This is a genomic window from Acinetobacter sp. FDAARGOS_515, assembly GCF_003938865.1.
In the GTDB taxonomy this organism is placed as follows: Bacteria; Pseudomonadota; Gammaproteobacteria; order Pseudomonadales; family Moraxellaceae; genus Acinetobacter; species Acinetobacter ursingii.
In genome coordinates, this window is the sequence record NZ_RKIX01000003.1 from 251198 (window position 1) to 269392 (window position 18195).

At 39.9% G+C, this 18195-nt stretch carries 9 protein-coding genes and 1 pseudogene; 2 read left to right on the plus strand and 8 right to left on the minus strand.

Going from position 1 to position 18195, the window contains the following annotated elements:
* Positions 1–48 precede the first annotated feature (48 nt).
* The 5 genes from EGS47_RS02755 to EGS47_RS02775 form a co-directional block, all read right to left on the minus strand.
* Positions 49–978, minus strand: coding sequence for a hypothetical protein (locus tag EGS47_RS02755; RefSeq protein ID WP_004699700.1), 930 nt, complete (start codon positions 976–978; stop codon positions 49–51).
* A gap of 1 nt (position 979) precedes the next feature.
* Positions 980–1291 carry a hypothetical protein gene (locus tag EGS47_RS02760; RefSeq protein ID WP_228711789.1) on the minus strand — a complete coding sequence of 104 codons (312 nt, stop codon included), beginning with the start codon at positions 1289–1291 and terminating at the stop codon, positions 980–982.
* Positions 1292–1397: 106 nt separating this feature from the next.
* A protein-coding gene (locus EGS47_RS02765) for an IS3 family transposase (protein ID WP_223235881.1) occupies positions 1398–2530 on the minus strand; the annotation gives its coding sequence in 2 pieces (ribosomal slippage) (positions 1398–2278 and positions 2278–2530; 1134 coding nt in all).
* A 49-nt stretch (positions 2531–2579) separates the two neighbouring features.
* Positions 2580–3578 (minus strand): YagK/YfjJ domain-containing protein, encoded by a 999-nt coding sequence (locus tag EGS47_RS02770; RefSeq protein ID WP_228711790.1) that lies wholly within the window; start codon positions 3576–3578, stop codon positions 2580–2582.
* A 237-nt stretch (positions 3579–3815) separates the two neighbouring features.
* Positions 3816–4028 (minus strand): helix-turn-helix transcriptional regulator, encoded by a 213-nt coding sequence (locus EGS47_RS02775; protein ID WP_004699696.1) that lies wholly within the window; start codon positions 4026–4028, stop codon positions 3816–3818.
* A gap of 110 nt (positions 4029–4138) precedes the next feature.
* On the opposite strand from EGS47_RS02775, the gene EGS47_RS02780 reads away from it, so the two are divergent.
* Positions 4139–5488: a hypothetical protein gene (locus EGS47_RS02780; protein ID WP_004801557.1), complete on the plus strand. Its 1350-nt coding sequence runs from the start codon at positions 4139–4141 to the stop codon at positions 5486–5488.
* 748 nt (positions 5489–6236) lie between these two features.
* Positions 6237–6713, plus strand: a pseudogene (locus tag EGS47_RS02785) (tyrosine-type recombinase/integrase); the annotation flags it as partial.
* A gap of 252 nt (positions 6714–6965) precedes the next feature.
* On the opposite strand, the gene mads8 reads toward EGS47_RS02785, so the two are convergent.
* The 3 genes from mads8 to mads6 are packed head-to-tail and all read right to left on the minus strand — an operon-like array spanning position 6966 to position 18186.
* Positions 6966–12413: a methylation-associated defense system ATP-binding protein MAD8 gene (gene mads8 / locus EGS47_RS18595; protein WP_125269148.1), complete on the minus strand. Its 5448-nt coding sequence runs from the start codon at positions 12411–12413 to the stop codon at positions 6966–6968.
* Positions 12410–14056, minus strand: a complete 1647-nt coding sequence (gene mads7, locus EGS47_RS02795; protein ID WP_125269149.1) for a methylation-associated defense system protein MAD7 — start codon at positions 14054–14056, stop codon at positions 12410–12412. Before mads7 ends, mads8 begins: the two co-directional genes overlap by 4 nt.
* The gene (gene mads6 / locus EGS47_RS02800; RefSeq protein WP_125269150.1) at positions 14053–18186 is read right to left on the minus strand and encodes a methylation-associated defense system protein kinase MAD6; all 4134 of its coding nucleotides are present in this window, start codon (positions 18184–18186) and stop codon (positions 14053–14055) included. The genes mads7 and mads6 overlap by 4 nt, the downstream gene beginning before the upstream one ends.
* Between the last annotated feature and the right edge of the window lie 9 nt (positions 18187–18195).

Consider the following 18195-nt stretch of genomic DNA (forward strand, 5'->3'; position numbering starts at 1 on the left):
CAAGCATAAAAAAGGCGTTCTAATCAGAGCGCCTTATATTTGAAAAGTTTACTTAGCAGGGATATTCCCTGTATAGCTTTGCCATAAATAGGAAATATGCTGACTCATATACCGATAAAGTTTGAGGGGGCCATTTAGAAACTCAAGCTGTTTACTCCAGTAGCTACGCATATCACTGTCCGCAAAGTAACAGTGTTTTTCCCAAACCAAATAAGGTGATCCTTGCACAAGCTCATGTCCCTTGTGTAAACAAGCCCCTCTCCATACCCGTAAGATAAAATCAGAATATTTACACTCATCACCAATCACATAAATGATGGCATGGACTGAATAAAATCCATTCAGTGATTTCACAATACGCCATTGCACATCATACAGCTTGCCAGCTAATTCTTCGGATTGATGTAATCTTTCCAGCCATTTACTAGCAAGTTTTGGTAATTTAACTTCGGCATCAAATTGTAAGGGAATAGTAAACATACAAGGTAAATCATAGATCATACAATTGATCTGCTTATGTTTGTCTAGACAACGTTTAAACAATGCCTTTTGGAATTTAATACTTTCATTAATTGGTTCAATAAATTTTGTATATTCCAGTGCAATCCGTCGTTTCAGAAACTTATGTTTAAATTGATCATGAATAAGCTCTGCATTCTCTACAAGGTAATTCATATTACCGTAATGAGAAAAGCCTACTGTATCAAAGATTGCAGCCCAATAAGGATTTAGTTGAAATCCATGTAATACCAAACGGTGATAATGCAGCCAAGGTAGAGAATTTAAAAATATACGATAATTCTTATCCAAACATTTGGGTGATCGTTTATCCATAACCGCTAGTTTCCCATTTTCAATTTGAGCTGCATTTTGAATACTCTGTCCTAAGAACAAATGAGTATTAACATCCAGCATGAATGGGATAATTGGTGTCTGCGGTATATAGTGTGCTTGAGGAGTCGCTGAATAATGAGTCATTTCATGCCTCCTTTTGACCAGTATTTTTAAGAGATTTACCCATTTTTATCGCAACATCCTTAGCAATATTTTTACCAAATACACGTATGAAGTAGGCTTTATCATTTCTAAGGTTTTGCTCATTCTCTTCATCCTGCTTAATCCTTTTATGCACAATGAATTGGTCTCTTTTGGTTATATAACGGATGGCTTTAATCAAATACTCGTATTTTTGTTTATCACTGCGATGTAAGGTGCCAATACCGACATCTTTGTATTTGCCATTGTGAGCATCAATATTGCAATTATAGTAAGTCCCCTCATCACCAATCACTCTTTTCCAGACCTCACCAATCTGTTGTGCTAACTTAATGTCCTGAGAGGTGGTCCCACATGTTTGAACAACTAAAAGCTTATTTATAAGTGATACTCTGCTCTAGTTAAGCTACCTTATTTTGTTGTGGTAGCTGGTCATAGTAAAACTCATCTGGAGTCATTTTGTCCAGACTCGAATGAGGTCGTTTCAAATTATAAAATTCAAAATATGCGTTTAATTGCTTCTTCGCATCCAAAACATTGCTGTAGGCTTTGAGATACACCTCTTCATATTTAACGCTCCGCCATAATCGTTCAACCATCACATTATCAACCCATCGACCTTTACCATCCATACTGATTTGAATGCCATTTGATTTCAATACATCAATAAATGCATCACTGGTAAACTGACTGCCTTGGTCTGTATTAAATATTTCAGGTCGACCATATTTTTCAATAGCTTCATTTAATGTTTCTATGCAAAATGTAACCTCCATACTAATCGATACTCTATGCGCAAGTACCTTGCGGCTATGCCAATCAATCACAGCACATAAATAAACAAAGCCTTTTGCCATAGGGATATACGTTATATCCGTAGACCACACTTGATTACTGCGCTGAATAGCCAATCCTTTGAGCAGATATGGATATTTGCGGTGAGCTTGATTAGCCTGGCTTAAATTTGGTTTGCAATATAACGCATTAATGCCCATTTTCTTCATTAAAGTACGTGTATGACGTCGTCCTATATGATGTCCTTGACGATTCAACAAATCACGCATCATCCGGCTACCTGCAAAAGGGTATTGCATATGTAACTCATCCATACACCGCATTAGCTTCAGATCTGATGCACTCACAGGTTTTGGGCGATAGTAATAACAACCACGGGAGACTTTCAGCAGCTGAGCTTGCTTAGATACTGAAATCTGAAGTGAGTCATCGATTAACTTTTGTGGTTGAAGCGGCCCAGTTTCTTCAACACACCTTCTAAAAAATCAATTTCTAATGCCTGCTCACCGATTTTTGCATGTAGTTTTTTTAGATCGATGGGTGGTTCTGTTGGAGCTTTTGATTGATCGAAAGCTTGCGAGGAAGCTGAAATCAGTTGATTTTTCCAGTCGATAATTTGGTTTTGATGAACATCAAATTCAGCACTCAATTCAGCAAGTGTTTTTTCTGCTTTAATCGCAGCAAGTGCTACCTTAGCTTTAAAATCATTTGAATGATTTCTTCTTGGTCTACGTGCCATAAAATACTCCATATATTGATGTTTATAACATCATTTGGGGAGCAAAATATCACTTATAAGTGTTGTTCAAATTTCCTGATCCACCTCTCTGTGAGTGTTTACGACCATCGAGAAAGAAAAAACAGTGGTAGTGATAGCCCGTTTTTTCGGCAAATTCCAATTTCCATAGATAGCCCAATATACGTAAATTTGAAGTACGCTTTAAATAACGAAGGCATGTGATTAAATCTGCTTTGACTTGGGCAAGTTCAGGGTTTTGTGTTTTTCCATAACGAAAATCGACACGAGCAATGACAATTCTCGAATGTTTAGCCAGTATCGTATCTACACATTCTGTAGCGACCTTTTGCTGATATTGGGAACGTTCCCTTCGTTTTTTCTGTTGGTATTTGAATTCCTTTTCTTGAGTTAGCAAATACAAACGTTCAATGAATAGATTAATTAATTCTGCATAACAAATTGAAGTTATTGTTCCATCAGTATTTCTTAGCTGAATAATATCATTGGGGTAATGTAGATAAAAATCAGCATGAAAATAACCCTTTAGAATTTCGTTATACGCTTGCATAACAATCTTATGATGCTCACAATCATAATGCTCTAGAGGATCAAACCCTTGGATGAGTATTTGCTTTAATAATTCAATGAATTTTTTATCAATAGGCTCATACCATCCATGATACAGAGTGCCTTTGATCTTACGATAAGCCTGCACATAGTTGTGTTTTAAGATTTGTTTTACTAATTCAATTTCTGAGAATATTTTCTCAGCTTCAGGATTTGATCGAATTTCATATTGGTTATATTCAGTGTTGAAATCTAATAAGTAATCCAATGCCAATGAGCTTGAATGCTGATCGTCTGCTGCATTGAAGCATTCTTCATACATTGAATTGAGTAAAGACTGTTGCTCTTCCAATGGTGCTGTAATCTGAATGGGCTGATTAGATGAATCAGTATCAGTTATTTCAGTCTGCTGATTTAGAAAGTGTTCAGGTACTTGTGTTAAGTATTCATGTGCTAAAGCAGGTGTTTGATTATTACTCATAAGATAGGATGATTGATTCATAATAATGAACTTCTCTGTACGTAATTACACCTAACAATTTGTTAATTAAGTCAATTTATATAATAATTAATATTATTAGATATACTGATCATATAAGTAACACAAATGGTCAGGCGTAAAAATCACTGTAATCCCATGACCTCGAAATCAAGGAATTACAGTGTTATAAGGGTTAATAGGGTATGTGAGAGTTGTAAAGATATCTTGCTAATCTGGTTAGCTTTTTTTTGAATTGATCCAATCAATTATGTCCTGCTCTAACCAACCAACGGCTGATAGTCCCAATCTAATCGGACGAGGAAAAGACGAATCATATCTCTTGGATTTCGGGTTCATTTTGTCATACAGACTTGATTTACTTAAACAGACTAATTCTGTTACTCCTTTCATTCTAAGAATCTGATTTTTTTTGGTTTCTGAGGTTTGCATTGTTTACTCCGATTTAAACCTGATGTGGATGTCTTCGGATATAAATATGCTCTAGAATCCTCAGAAACATCAGCAAAACAAGATTCACAATTGTTAAGTAGCGTATTTAAATGAGTAATCCCGTCTTCGATCATGAAATTTACAGAATAGCTCACCCTGTAATGCAAAAATTAGTAAAGCAAGCTGTAAAAGCAAGAGAGTTTCAAGCAACTTTCCCAAATCTGTATAACGAGTTAATACGTATTAGGGATGTAATATTGAGGCAACTGGTCAACCTGCTAACTGAAAAATATAAAGAAAGAAAGTCACTACCTATTGAGCAAATCAAGATTGAAGTAGAGATAATTGTCTTTGGCAGACAGTTACTCAACCATGTAATGGGATATTGTCAAACAAGGCAATTAGTGGATGAAGATATATTTTTGTTAAACCATTTACTTCAACCAGATGAACTAACATCAATATTTGAAGAACTTTATTGCATATTTTGGGAAAACATCAAAAGTTATGAAGAATGGACACAATTCCCCAATTTTTCGACAAACCTCAAACGTATTTTGAACGAAAAGTATTTCTTACCTGACTTGTTACCATTCTGGGATATTAAATCTCTATTTTTGGATTATCTTAAAATTTATATTGAATATCATAATTTTAAGAATAGCAAAGATATAAAAGGCACAAATATAACTCAAGTCCCTTCATATCACGAAGTTAGGAATGCAATTAAAGGATTGAAAATTTATGGTACACCACTACAGAAGTCCACAAAATCATTTATTGGATGCTCTCCGTTAGATGCCAATTTGCCACCTTCAAAGTTCATAAATCTTCATCTAAATCTAGAAGAGGATGTTAGCAATCTGCCTGTGCTTTTAAGTAAATTTATACATGAATTTATGGCTACAAGATTAGATAATCAGAGAAATGGGACAGATGCCCAGCCTATTATTGACAATAAGGTTTCTGAAAAAATTCATAGCTTGAGCATCATTTTAGATGATTGTGCAAATTCACTTGAAGTACTCAAAAGAGCTGATGCAATTCTTACTGCGCTAATCAGCCTGATTTACTACGATAAAATTTTTGAAACAAAGATCAACAAGGGTAACATCCAGCAGTTTGAATCAGCGAATTATTCTAAATTTATGCTAAGTGAAATTCACGGCTCTGCAAACCAAACTATAATTGAGAATGCTATCAATCAAGATCGTCGCAACTCAATCAATCATACAGGCATGGATTATTTTTCCGATTTGTTCCAAACGCTTTATGAATTACTTGAAAATGATAAAGATATAAAAACCATAAAGCCTAAAAAAGCAACAATATTTATCACTTGTGGTATGAGGGACATACTTTATGAACATACATTTAGTAAAGCAAGTCTAAGTAAAGGTCTAAATGATATGGTGAAAAATTTATCACCAGAAAATTTATATGAGATCATCAATCTGTAAGGATGCAGACAACTTAACAGTCCGTATGATATACCAGTATCATCAAATTTATGGGTTTAACATCACTTACAAGCATCTAAAGAATATGGGTAGATTTATTTTTTTACAGTCTGCCCATAATTATGAATCGATAAAATCTCATAAACAGAATGTATAAGATCAAGAAAACTCATCCAAGATGAAAGTAAAGATAAGCAACAGTAAAAAACCAAATACAACAGACCATTCAAGCATAAGACCAAAGTGGATATTTGCAAAATTCCCCACCTTAAAATCAGTTTGGAATTCTACTAGAAATTTTCTTTCAACTAATATGATGTCCAAATAAGTAAAAAGATGTCTCTTTAGATATCACCTAATCCAATGTTTGATGAGGGGTAGGTTGAGGGGTAAAATCATAGATAAAAAACAAGCCCTTGTAAAAACAAGGGCTTATTTAAATATTTGGCGGAAGCGGTGAGATTCGAACTCTACAAAAATAACATTAATAGATTCTATTAAATTCTAATTCATTATTTTTCAATAAATTATAATACGTTAGAATCTATTAGGTTTTAACTTTTGTGCCAAATTTTGTGTCAAAATCCTTAATAAAAAATCATCGTTCAAAAGCTAAAGTAGCTGGAACCGAATCCTACTTGAGTTTAGAAAATCCTTAGAATGATCCTAGACAGTATCGTGGACAACAAATCCCTCTAAATTCTTAAAATATTTCAGTTCAAAGGCTTCTGGGCTTAACCAGCCGTTTGAGTGGCAGGAAATTGATTTTAAAAATAACGTCTGGATTATTCCTAAAGAACGAATGAAAGCAGAAAAGGAACATCGTGTGCCCTTATCTCAAGAAGCGATTAGCTTGCTTGAATCTGTCCAAGAATATACTCAGCCACAAGATTTTATTTTTCCAGCACCTCGTAATGGTGGAATACTTTCTGACATGTCCTTGAATACTCTGATCAAGCGCATGCATGAACAGAAGCTTAAAGAAAATGGCTTAGGCTATATTGATCCGAAGCAAAATAGAGTGATTACCACACATGGCTTCCGTTCTACGTTCCGTGACTGGTCAGCCGATCAAACTGATTATCCCCGTGAGGTCTGTGAGCATGTTTTAGCACACAAGCTACCTGATGAAGTAGAAGCTGCTTACCTACGTGGGGCTTACCTTGAAAAACGAAAAGGCTTGATGGCTGATTGGGCTAAATTTTGTAATACGATCTTTAAATAAGCAACATATTACAAATGCTTCTGCCATCTAAGGCAGAAGCATTCGTAATTACAGGCTGTACCTAAACATAATACTTAAAAGAGTGTGACTAGCTAAGGTAAATTAAATTTATATATCACACAATAATCATTTTAAATACAAATACTATTTTTAAACTGCCAGCATAAATATTTTAAATGCTTAGCATTCAAAACCAGTTGACAAAGGATATCTTGATTTCTAAAGAGAAAGGAAAATAAACTCTATCTTCCTTCAATTGTTTGATACTGCAGTCAAAGTATCCCCACCATGCTTGGTCACTCTAGGTCGACACTGGATCTTCATTGCATCACTCACGAATGCGTTATCGCTGGCTTTGCTAGACCAAATATATGCCTCGCCTGGCTTTAATGCGCCAAGCTTCTCAGGTGTTAAAGACTTCAATCCAATACAAGCTTTCTGAATGTGTTTTAACCAATCTGGAGCATTAAACTTATGCAATATTATCTGAGATGAAAGCTGGATGAGCTCAACTGGAACAGATGGTGGATCTTGGCTAGCAATCATCACACTGGTACCTTTATGACGCATTTCACGAACCGTTTCTACAAGTCCTTTTACTAGTTCTGGGCTATCGATGTACTTATGGCACTCATCAAAAACTATCAGTTTGTTGAATGTTTGCCCATGATACTTTGCCTCTGAGAATATTTGCAGTAACACAACAAATAAACCTAATGCTTCGTCTTTTTCAATAAACTCATCCCGAACATCTACAACGATCATTCTGCCTGGTCGAATCAGCGAACCAACGTTTAATTGGTCATCAATGTACTGTTCAGCAAAATCCAAACGCATGTCTGCTAGGTCTTTAAGTGAATCCGAAAGACTAGAGTTTTGTATTCCATCCCTTATCGCTTGGATCGAGAGGTTATTTCGATTTTTACGCATAATATTGCCTAGTTGGCGGATATATGCGGCTTGGTTGCCGATAGCCCCCATCAAAAATTTCCAATGCCCAGCTTGCAATTCAGAAGAACAAAACTTCAACGGATGTACCTCAATTCCAGGATACTCAGCACGACGTTCGTTTAACTTGTCTTCAGGAGCTAACAACACAACATCATCTAAGGAAGTTGGCTCCGCACCATATACTTCTTTAAGCTTAGCTAACTGCATAACATCGTCATTTGGGGCTATCATCGACGTAAACTCAGGTTTATAGTCCTGAGTAGCGCTGTAATGGAATATCACACTGGCCAACTCTTTATGCAGCGTATTGATCGATGGAATTGATTTAGTTGCCATCTCCACAACTGAGCCTAATGTATAGCTTTTACCCCCACCTTGAACACCAAATAAACTTAGTGTGTGTGTATGGTTTAAATCTAAAGCTATTTTCCGTCCATGGACCTCTCCCAATAGGCCAAACTGAGCAGAATCACCGTTGACACCAAGAACAATATCGTGGGGAACGACCTCAACTTTATTACCCATTGTGATGTTCGGAATGTGCAAATTTTCGTCAGACTCTGGCTCTGGCTCTGGCTCTGCAGGATTAGCTATTGCAGGAGCTGGATTACCCACAGGTTTTACTTCTTCAACGCTCTGACTAATCAACGGTGAAACAGTAGCTGGAACATCATCATTAAAAGGCAGTACTTTAATCGTTTCATCTTTCGAAGTATCTGGCCGCTCAGGTAAAGTGATCGCAGCTTGAGATACTAATTCAGCCCAAGATACGGTTCTATCTCGCTCTTTATATAAAAATTCGGCCGAAGTTAACTTAGGCAGCGTTAGCTCAAGTGAATCCAACGTTCCTTCACTGAGTTCATTATCCTCAGGCACTTTAGCGGAGAGCAATTCGTCAATATGGTTTCGCCCAACACGATGAAACTCGATACCAACTTCTTTTTCAACGCCGGAACTATTCTGGCCAAAATCGAAAATAACAGCACTTCGGGTAATTGAAAGCTTGTACCCTTCCTCCAAAGTTCGAAGCAAAAATTTTGCTTCATCGACAATTTCAGAACTCAATAAACCAAAACGCTCAGATCGTTTAAGGTAATGTTCAAGAAGGACACAGAGCTTTTGTGTTTTAACCAAGCGATCAGGTCTATCCGGTGTTGTACGCGTCAAATCAAAATGACGCTGAAGAACACGTTCAGATTCCGAGATTTGCTCAGCAATACTCTTTTTTAAACCTTCGTACTTTGTAAGATCGCCGACTTCTGAATAGCACTTAACTTCAACCAAATTGCAACGAATTGTGCGTGATGAAGCATCTAAATCGAACAATGCTAAATCAGTTCTTTTAAAGCTAACGTCAGCACCAAGCTCCCCATCTCCTTTTTGAAGCTCGGAATATAGCTCTAGGTGGGCATCTAAAGGAACAATGATCTGATCTTTGAACACCCCCTGGTATTCAAGATAAAGTTTGGATAGCGCCAACCCTAAGGCTTCCGACTTTGAAGCGCTATTTGAAGCCAGTTTTAGTGCAAGCCTGCCTGACAACGCTCTAAGTGAGTCTAAAACCCTCGTCGCCTTATTAACATCAGGAACAATTTGATGCTGTGCTAAGGTCCCTCTCAATAATGCTTCTATTTCTGTAGTAGAACGCGAAGTAATAACAAAGTTGTGCGTGTTTGAAGAAGCCATTTCAGGGCTGTGATCAATCAGATAATCTGGACGACCATCTTTACCACCATGATCAAAAAATTCAATGCCCAAGTTTCTATCCACAGTGAATACCCAATCACTGACTTCGTGTAATTGATTTAACAAAGCTCTTTCAGCGCTATCAAGAGCCAACCTGACTACAGGCACCTGTTCTAAAGAAAAGTCGCCCGTCGCTAATGATGCGGTTATTGCCGACATCATTTTAGGCAGTTTGGCGATAGTCTCTGATATCTGGCCGCCGAATAGCATTTTTGCAGCACCATGTCTCGTGTGCCGATCCCACGCAGCAATCCCATTCTCATCAAAGTAATCAATACAATAATCCTGATATAACCCATGTACGGGCGCAACTTGCTCGTCTGCCTGAGGTTTTACCACGGATAACTCTTGTGCAGGGAATACATCAAATAACATGCTTAAATGAGACTGAAACTCATCAGGCGACTGTTCAAATTCAGAGTTAGCTCTGAGCGAAATGCTTAACTTTGGCTGCAAGTGATTTTCTGCTGAATGAAATAGCTGATTTTCATTCTCACTGTCTTCGCCACTATTTATCAGCTTAAATAAATCAGCGCCTACTTCTGTCGCGTATGGGTCAGCTACGAATAGACGAATATCAAAACTAATATGCTTTAGCTCCGGTTTCTTTCTCAAAGCCAACAACATGCCCGCTACGGCTCCCGCAGACCCCGCGTTAAACACATTGATCGATAAACAATTCACATAGGGGTGTTGTATCAGATATCTTTCGACTTTTGTGGCGAGAAAGGTACTACTTTGCTTACCAACTTGCTGGTAATCATTTTTAATACCAAATGCAGTTTTAATTTTATCAATGAGTGCTTGTGGCTCTTTTTCTTGTGCAGACGACAGAATACTCCAAAATGGATGAATACTATCAAGTGCGACCATCAACTGGCCTTGAGAGTCTGGCAGAACGTAAGGAAAATTGGTTAATGCGAGTTCTTCTAATAAACTGTTTTTAGTCCCAACCGCGATTTCCTTACCAACCTTCTCACTCTGTCTTGCCCAAGCTTCCGCAAGAGAAGCCCATCCACCTAGCCATAAAGCCCTCAGTGGATGTGTAGGCCCCAGTAACATGGCTTTTTTATAGCTGCCGTCATAATTCCATATCACGATTGAAAGTGAATCCAAGCGAAGTAACGCGGCTAATTCAGTCGAATAGTCATGTCCATTTTCAGTTTCCTGAAATACCGCTGCTAGGTATTCTAAATAGCTGCTGGAATACAAGTAGGCTTCATGTGATGAAGACACATGATCATGAGCGACAGAAATTAGCTCTTTCTCATCTTGATGTATAATTTGAAAGTACGTTTCACGTGCCACTTTAAACTTTTCAAACTGGCTTTCTACACCCTTTATTGGCCAATCTACAGCATCGGCACCAGACTCACTTGCTTCTTGATTGCGAATTTCTACACGCCAAGTCAAAGCGGCCATTGGATTAGCTAGAATTTTTTGCTCAAAGTTTTTTAAGTAAGTGGTAACGGGGATTTGAATACCACTTCCTTTCTTGAATTTCACATTGACGATCGACTCAGCCTTACTCTTACTATCTTGCCAAGTCGTTTCCATTACTTCAGCATTGGCAAATTTCTCAGTTTCGATGACGTTGGCAAATTCAGCTTTAATCTTCGCATGCGCTAATGACGCCTCTCTGACTTTTCGCCCCTCAATTGGCTCAACCTCTGCATCTGCTGCTGGCAATACATAAAACAGATCACTTTCATTAATTCGTGAGCCAGCTTCCTCCGCACTGGACGTACCCCACGGTATTGGACACTGTTTGTCATCAACCAAAGGTAATAATTCATCGTTTTCATCAAACGCTTGAATTCGAATGTAATGCCAACCTTCTTCCCATTCGATTCCAGTCAACTTGTTAAACGTGATTGTGACTGTGGATTTTGATGTAGCTTTACCTACCTTAATTAACCCAACGAAATCACCTTGTTGAGTAAACACCTGAGCTTTATATTTCGCTAAACCATTAACTTCACTAGGCTTTGGTGAAACAGAAAAAGTTACAGAAAACTTTTTCAAACCACCTTGGCCAGTAGTTAATACTTGTTGGCCAATCAGTTGTTGCAAGTTTGGGTCTGTTTCATCATCAGGAATAAGCGGCAAACCAACCTCAGTCACCGTTAAACAAACTGCATCTGTGGCATTTTCCTCATATTGAAAGCGCCACTTATCAAAAGTGAGTGCCCAATTGCTGCTATCCACCACTAATTGCTTGCGCCAACTGCTATCGAGTAGATTTTCATGATCATTTAAAAATAGCGCTAATCTCTTGTTAAAATCTTCACCTTCTAGTTGCAGGTCATAAACGGTTGCAATCGCTGATTTCTCAGAGCGGTTTATAATTTGTACACACTCACGATTTTTAACTAATTTGCGGACCAACATTGAATGATCTTGATGCAACTCAAGATCAGGAATCAACCCCAGCTCGTAAAGAGCAGCACCAGCAATACTTGGATCAAAGCCATTAACCTTAATTGTTAGTGCGTATCGCAACCATTGATAAGCACTGAGTTTTAACGCCGCCTTTTCTTGAAGAATGAAGTAAACTTCGTCTAACAACCGCTTAATCGGATCAGGAGATTCAGCCTTTACTTGATTAAACGCAAGCCAATAAGCATCTGAAATATCAATTTGTTCAAAGGTCGCAGCACCAAAAGAGTCTTCAGAAGACGTTTTTAATTCATTGGGTACAAAAATCAGTAATGGCTGGCGAAGCTGGCCGTGTTCATCAGGGTTTCGCAGTTCAACAAGCTTGGTGCTGGTAACCGAAAAATTACGCGTCGCTTTCTCTGCCAATACGGCAACCTGGGCATACTCAACCGCACCTGATACGACTTCACTAAGCTGATACATCAGCTCTGTTTCTAAATCAGATACCTTCATGCAGTGGCCCGCACCGCGAGTTTCTAATAACAACTTAAACTTAGGTACAAGGACACTGATTAAGCTGCCGTCAATATCTGACTTAATAACGGTTTGAATTCCCTTAATCATGCGTTATGTCCTTTCATACTCTCATTTTGCTTACTATTTATCTGATACCTTGGAGTAACCGTTTGTGTTACATACGCATCAGAAAGATCGCGATAAAAACCAATTTCTCGTAACCGGCGTTTAAAACCAGATAAGTTATCTCTAAGCGCTTTATTCACATCAATTGATGACTCACAGAAAGCATCTGTATCGGGTAACGAATCAATAAAGATGCCATATCGTTCTTTTAAGAAAGTTAACAGCTCATCAACTCTTAACTCCTTAGTGTGAAAACCCAAGTCACCACCTTTGGTGAGTACTGCCAGCTGTAACAACACTTCTAGCAGTCGTCCATCAACGCTAAATCGACGTCCACCAGTGCTACCACTTTGTTGTTCTAACAAAGCACCAGGTTTATTCTTGAGCATAAAACTATCTAGGTTTTTGACTAAACCAGAACGGATTGAATTACCTTGTACAAACAACAAAATTTCTATATAGGTTTCATACTCAGGTAAGCCGAGCTGGGTAATAGCATGAATCTCTGGGGGAATATCCTCTGACTCATGAGCAGATGATACTGACGCATCTAAAATTCCAGCGTTACGTTGACCAAAAAACTGATCGCGCTCTTGCTCTAACGGCGACTCCAGCAGAGTGAACAAATCAGGCACTGACATTTGTTTTATCGATTTTGCCCCCGATAATTTACCTTTTTTCGATAGATACTCTGCAAATTCATCGAGTTTTTTAACGCCGAAATAGGCTTTAATAAAAGCTGGAATACGCTTGTAGTGTAACGTCGCACTTTGCTCAGCCATCGATTCACTCAAGCTATTAGCGCCATTTGTCATGTCCACATAGAGCGCCGTCTTTTGTTTATTGCTCTCTTGGAGATTACGGCCCTTACTCTTAGACAAAGCCGGTAGCAACTTAAACAATTTCAATTGGTATAGCGCCAGGTGAAAGGCTAACAATATCTTTATGTACTCAACCATCACTGAACGAGGAATATACTGGCGATACGTCAGAAGCTTAATGATATCTTCAGCTAAAATATCCGCAGCTTGTTGATTAAGCGGCGCAAACCGTTCTTGTAAGTCAGCATGATCCGGCGCGTCAGACTTTACTTGATCAGACAGTCTTAATATTGCCTGCGTTTCAACATCTACTTGCGACGAACTATCATACTGACCTGTCGTAGAATCGACACCAGCAAAGAAAAACTGTTTGAGTCGGTTAATCGCGGTCTGACCATGATTGGCATGGTAAAGCAACTCATATACTTGCTTAGAGGCACCATAATCCCGGCAATTTTTAGGATTTCGAAACAAATAAGTATTGCCGTGAAGTGGTCTCGGCGCAGCAACCGCTTCGTTAGCCTTGCCACGATTAATTAAGTCCACCAAGTGGGTTTCAATCCACTTTTCAATAGTAATAGGGGCTTGAGAGAAGTTTTTAAAATGTGTTCCATTACGAGAGTCTAGAAACTCGTCTTTAAACAACTCAACCGTCATACCTTTAGCACTTAGTTTACTAGAAGCGCCATTGTGCTTTAGCCGAGCGAATAGATGAGTTAAGACCCTATCCATTTCAACAATTTTGTAATCAAGATAGCTCACTTTATTGGTGCGAAAAGCCTTATCTTTTTTCCCTAACTTCATGGCTGAACCTCCGCTACCAACCGTTCTAACTGCAACACACCACCTTCGTCGCGGGTGATTTTTTCATACTGTTGGCCGTTGGTAGTTAGCAAAACCTCTTGATAAGGTGCTGAAGCCAGTACGTTCTTGAATACGGTTAAACTTAAATAAAAACTTTGCTCCGCTTGCGCCGAAGGCACATATCCTTGGTTAAGACGATGCAACATTTCAAACAAGTCCAAATCTAATTCCAACTCAGCCGTAAGGCCGGTTGCATCTTGGTACTTAAGCAATAGTGACTGCGGGCTATGCTCCACAAATGATGAGTTCATCGCTGAGTCTTTCACTTCAATGGAAAAAACATCCGATGGGAATAAGCGATAACTTTTAATAGTGCCTAAGTGCACCTTACGTACTTGCATCGCCAGCTGACCATTAAAATACATCGGGTTATGCAAACCTTCACCGCGGTTAATTGCATTAATGGCAAGCGATTTCGCTTCATTCAGTAATGCACTGTCTTCGAGGTAACGTACTAATAACTTTGCTGAACGATAAGGCAGTAATGATTGCCAATTTTCTCCACGGCGCTCAAAGTAGGCCTTTCTTCGTAACATCCCAACCACATTACGATGAGTTAGATAGCGTTCCTTACTCTCACTTAGTGCTGTGCCATTTGGTAAGCTCTGATGAGCATTGGCCAACAGTTGGGTTTCGTGTTCACTACGCTGCTCGAACTGCAACCAATCAACAGCATCTAAGCCTAAAAAGTCCAGCCCGCGATCTAAGCGCACGTCAGACCCTTGAGCAATATCGGTTTCTCTTAGCAGCTTTAACAATCTATCTTGCGTATTGTCGTTACCGCACCAAGCGTTAAAGTAATAACCGTGAAGAATTTTGTCAGCGTCCCCATTGGCATAGATTTCTTTAATTTCGTTACAGGAGTATTCACCGACTAGCATATAACTCAGTGCCGAGCGCAAATCACGCATCGTGATATGTAGCTGATTGCGTAAACTGGTCAGTCTGTAGATATACTTCAAACGCTCGATGACTTTAGGGCCAGTTTGCTCGTCTTGAAAGGTAGCAATATTGTGCCTAACGTAGCATTTGTCTTTTAGCGCACAATAATCACAGCCTTGCCAAACCTTGGCCGAGGTCATTTTTCCGATGATTCGCTCAAAAATAGACTCAGGTTGACTTTGCGTCGAAGCCAGCACATCGCGCATATTCAGGTTAACTACCGCCACGTCATTTTGCACTGAGCCATCTTTTAAACTTTGTTCAACTACGGCTTTTAGAGCAGAAAACCTTTCTGAATGTTGGGTTAAAAAGTCGACTAGCCTACCTTCATTAATGGCAATTAACCGGGTCTCGTGATGTGGCCATGCATTTGAATCGTTACCTTGATAGACGCTAAAGAACTCTTCGAGTACCGCGTCATTATCTTTGTTACCTTCGTCTTGACTACCATCGTAGTTGGTCAGGTATTTATGACCATTTATTTCAAACCAGCTGCCATTCCCTTGTGGGTTTAAGTGAACACTTGTTCCTTGCGCTTCAACTTGAGCCTCTAATTGCTGCAAAAATGCGGTTTTGCCATCACCTGCATTACCGGTAATCAGTACCAAGCGCAGTTGCCCAGCCAGAATTGCAGGAGCAAGCTCGGTATCTAAGGCGGTTTCAACGTAAATTAACTTTGCGTAATCATCTAAGCCACGGGTGCCCGCATTTGAATGCCGACTTTGGCTATACAGCGTCAGCATAAAATCATGAAACGCAGATTTACTTGGGTTAGAGCCATCCGCAAGTGGCGGCAAATGAAATTGCGAAGTACTTTCTTCCGATAAAGTTTGCGCCTTTTTCAATTGCTGGACTTTATTCAGTGCTTTCAGCAATTGTTCGGCAGATTCAAAACGGTCAACTCGTTTTGGGGCGATCAGTTTGAGCAGGACCGCCGAAACATCATCGGTTAAGTTAAAGCTCTGGGTAAACTCACTAGGGTGACGAGCTAACTCGTCCATAGGTGGGCACTGCACATTGGCCCATGGGTATTCACCGGTCATAGCTCGATACAGGGTAATGCCCAAGGCATATAAGTCCCTATCAACCAAATCAGAGGCTTGCGGTGTTTCAGTAATGCTTAAATCTGGGGGTAAATACTTCCGTGAACCGCCCCCTAACGTTAGGTCTTCAGCATCTACCGATACATTAAAATCGATGATACGAACTTTGCCGTCTTTCCAAATCAGATTTTGTGGCTTGATGTCACAGTGGAAAATATTGTGATCGTGTAAATGCTGTAAACCTTCCGCTACCTGCTTAGCCATGGTCCACACTTCGTGTGCAGTTAATGAGCGCTGCTGGATCAGCTCACTGACATCTAGGCCTTCAAGGTACTCAAAAACAATATAAGGCGGGCCTTGATTAGGAAGTACGTCTGCGTCGTACACCTTTACCACATAAGGGTGCTCTGGCAGTTTTACCAAAGTGCGGTATTCCTGCTTTAAGCGCTCTAATACCGATTCTCTATCATTCAAAATCAGCTTCACCGCACGCGAAACATCACCAAAGGTATCCGTTACCTTATACACAATACCAAAACCGCCAGGTTTACCCAGCGGTTGCTGTACGACGTATTTATTAGTTAGCTGGTAGCCGCTCGGTAAACGCTTGTAATTGACTGAAAGCTCATGGTTATTCTGCGTTTTAACACTCAGCTGTTCGGGTTTATTAGGCTCAATTGTTTCTACTGCTGCTTTGGGTTGCCAGAGTGCATTAAATTGCGCCAGCGCATCTTCAGGGCTTGGCCGTTGCAGTGCATCTTTGTGACATAAGGCTTGCAGCCAATCATCAAACTCTACTGGTAGCTGTTTATATCGCTCACTCAACTTTGTACTGAGCAGACACGATTTCTCAATAGCTTGCGTGACCGAATCAAAGGCCGCATCACCACTAAACAGCTCAAAAATAACCAGACCTAAGCTGTACATATCCGAGGCGCAGCTCGCTGCATGGCTATCAGCCCAGAGTTCGGGGGCTTTATAACGGTTTGAGATCCGCTGCTGTACTTCGTCTGCAATCGTGGTGGTGTTTTCACTCCCTATCCGAGCGTAGTCAAAATCAATCAGCCTTGGCTGACCATCGGCCCCCATTAAAATATGCTCAGGGGTAATATTGCGATGGACTACGCCATTGCGGCATAAATGCGCTAACGCCAACAACAAATCATTAACGATGCGCTTTTTCTGATCCAATGTGAGCAGCGAGCTTGCGTCTTTAAGCTTTTTGCTGAGGATTTCGCCAGGAATATCATCGGTTAATAACAAGTATTTATCTTGCGCTTCGGTAACAAAGAAGTCTTTCACACCAATAATGGCGGAATGCGAGGGCATTTTTGCAATGGCACGATACGCGTTTTCAATCAGGCGCTTTTGCTTGCTGCGTTCTTCATCTGGTAAGTAAGGGTCGGCTTTATAGGCTTTAGCCAGCACAGTGCCGCCTTTGCGACCAGCGGTAATGTTAAATACACGGTATTCCGTAAAGTACTGATTATCGGTCAAGGTTTCAGCCACTTCCCAGTTACCAAAACGTACACCATGGCTACGCTTTTTGGCCGATTTACCCAAGGCCTCTGCGATAATCTGAATGTACTTAGTCACATTGTGCTCAAAGCGCTCTGGAATACGGGCACTGTCGGTGAAGAAACGGGTGCTGTTTTTTAGTGCCACTACATGGCCGCGCTCGCGATCTTCTGGGTCCTTGAACTCGCAATCATCTATGGTGAGCACCACCGCAGTATCCACATAGATGTTTTTTAAATCTCTATTTGCGCGATTCTGCTTACAAATGAGGCCCGATAACGACTTTGCATTGCCGCGTAATTTAGGTAGCGGTGAACGATAGCTGTTGTGGGCGGTGTGCCACATGGTGCCGTCCACCTCAACTTGGCCGTGGATGCCCTTGGCATCCACCAAGTAAATCGCATGGGGCGCAACAACACAGATATCCACTTCAAACAGCTGGTCATACTGTTCAACTTCAAAGCTATGAATAATAAAGTAATCGTCGGGTAACTTTTCTTTTAACCAAGCGATGGCTTTGCGCTCTTCATCGTTAACCACATCACCAATTGCAAATACCTGTGCCATAACCTCTCC